The 2,357-nt window shown below is 40.9% G+C and carries 2 protein-coding genes; both read right to left on the bottom strand.

Annotation, left to right across the window (positions count from 1 at the left end):
* On the bottom strand, positions 1–681 hold a 681-nt coding region (istB, locus tag A4U59_RS00410; protein WP_066173575.1), incomplete at its 3' end, for an IS21-like element helper ATPase IstB.
* Entirely contained in the window at positions 678–2,231 is a 1,554-nt protein-coding gene (istA, locus tag A4U59_RS00405) for an IS21 family transposase (RefSeq protein ID WP_066173572.1), read from the bottom strand. The genes istB and istA, both read right to left, overlap by 4 nt.
* Positions 2,232–2,357 lie beyond the last annotated feature (126 nt).

The raw sequence follows: 2,357 nt of genomic DNA, 5'->3' as shown, positions 1-2,357 counted from the left end.
ATGAAGCAGCCGGTCTAGAATGGCCGTTGTTATTCCTTTGTCTCCCATCAATTCTCCCCATTGTTCAGGTCCTTTATTAGATGTAAGAATGATTGAACTTCGTTCATATAGATCGTTGATAAGGTGAAAGAACAAGTTGGCTTCTCGTTGATCCATAGCCATATACATAAGATCATCGATGATGATAAGATCTGCTTCTTTTATAGCCTTAAGTTGAAGTTGGGATTTACGGAGATATTCCTGGGATTTTAGGGTATTTATCAGTTCTCCCATGGTATAAAAGGAGACCTTATATCCATTTTGGATAGCTTCAAGACCTAGCCCAATTGCAATATGCGTTTTGCCAACTCCTGGTGGACCCAGTAGGATCATATTGTATTGCTGTTCAAGCCAAGTCAGCTCTTTAAGTTGCTCGATTTGACGAGTGCTCAAAGATTGCTGTTCTTCAACCTTAAATTCATTAAGGGTTTTATAATATGGGAATTTTGCTTTTTTCAACCTCTTTTCTCTGTTTTTCTCCTCTCGGCGCTTTAGTTCAAATGATAGTACCTCTTCTATAAATTCTAGATACGTCCATGAGTGTTTTTCTGCGTTTCGAAGCAACGTGGGCAATTCAACTGCTGTTTCCGCCATCCGAAGATGGCGGAGGTTTTCCTGAAGATGCTGTACTGTTCCTGTCATTGTCTAAGCCCTCCCATAATCTCTACATAAGTTGTCAGATCCCTCGTTTGTGCAGTGGCTTTTACTGCGGGGGGAGTCTTAATTTCCTGGAATGGAGGGGATGGGATTAGCTTATTTTCTGTTAATCGATGGAGGTGTTGAGCGACATCTCGAAGATCATTCGCACTCCAAAGGTGGTCTCTTACGCATTGGGTAAGGGCTTCATCAATGACATGCCTATATTGGTTAATCGTATGTTGAATGACTTGGAGTTGGTCTCTCATATATCTTGGATATCTGTAGCCAACCTCTTGGATGAATTGCTTTGCTTCTTCAGAATTAGATAACTGCCGTATAACGGTTTCCTTGTAAGCGTCAATTCCTTTGGAGCGGTCTCTTCCGTGATTTCGGTTCTTAATTAATTCTCCTTTTCCCAAACCCAAACGATGACGTGCAAGGATGTCTCCTTGCGGAGTCGCTCTGATAATTAGCTCATTCTCTTTAACTTCCACATAGACTGTATTGTCTCCCTTTGGCCGGAAGGTTCCTAGCGGCAAGGAGTATCGGTTTGATTTGTATTTAATTACATTGTCCTTATGTACAGCCCTTGTTATACTGGTACTGAAGTCGTTCTCGAAAGAGAGCAGGGATGAGACTGGTTGTAAGTGTTGCTTTTCCAGGGCGTGCACTTCTGCCGGTCTCTTTTTTGTGGTGTTATGTACATTTTGGTTGCCTGTCCTTTCAAGCCAGGCAAGACATTTCTCATTCCAACTTTCCAAATTAAAGAAGACTCTGTTCTTGGCAAAGTTGCCTTTGATGAACTTGACTACATTCTCAATTTTCCCTTTGCTTTGAGGGTCTGATTTCCGACACAGATAAACCCTGAACCCTCGTTCCTGCTTATAGGCCTGAAAGTCACCTGTTAGGATGATATCCCCTGCATTTTCGTTCACTGTAATCAAGTGGTCTTGATCGTAAACCATTTCTTCGGGCATCCCTCCGAGATACTGAAATGCGTTTTCATGACACCGGATAGTGTCCCTTGTGGTAAACGGTCTATCCTGCCATTCCACATATTTATATCTGGAATTGGATAAGACAAACGAGATAAAATAAAGTTTTACTTCTTTGTTCTGCGTAGCTTTAACTTTCATTTCTCCCCAGTCCACCTGCACCTGCATTCCCATTGGAAGCTCTTCCACAGCTTCATGATCACGGACACGAATGACTTTTGGGATATGGTAAGTATCCCTCATTTCACTCACATAACTTCTTAGCGTACTACTTCCAACTTCGATTGTCGGCACCTTTTCCTTCAACCAGTCTTCAATCTGTGCTGAAGATAGATCAGGATGTTCCTTTAACCAGGTAAGGATTAAATCCTGATAGGGATCTAACTTCTTACTTCTTGTCTTCAATGTCGATACCCACTCAGTCGCCTCATCGAATGACATCTCCAAATATTTATAAACTGTATTTCTAGATATTCCTAATTTCTTAGAGATAGCTGCTATCTTAAAACCTCTTTTCTTAAGTTGATTGACTTCAATATACAAAGCTAGTTTTTCCACCTTTCCATTCCTCCAGCCAACACTATGTTGAAAATATTATCATAGCGTAACTGAGGTTATTATGGATGAAAAAGTGTTCATTATTATCTAGCAAAAACTGTTCACCTTAGTCTAGCAGTTACATTA

The sequence above is a fragment of the Bacillus marinisedimentorum genome (assembly GCF_001644195.2).
GTDB classification, from domain to species: domain Bacteria; phylum Bacillota; class Bacilli; order Bacillales; family Bacillaceae_O; genus Bacillus_BL; species Bacillus_BL marinisedimentorum.
This window is presented reverse-complemented; position numbering and strand designations above follow the sequence as displayed.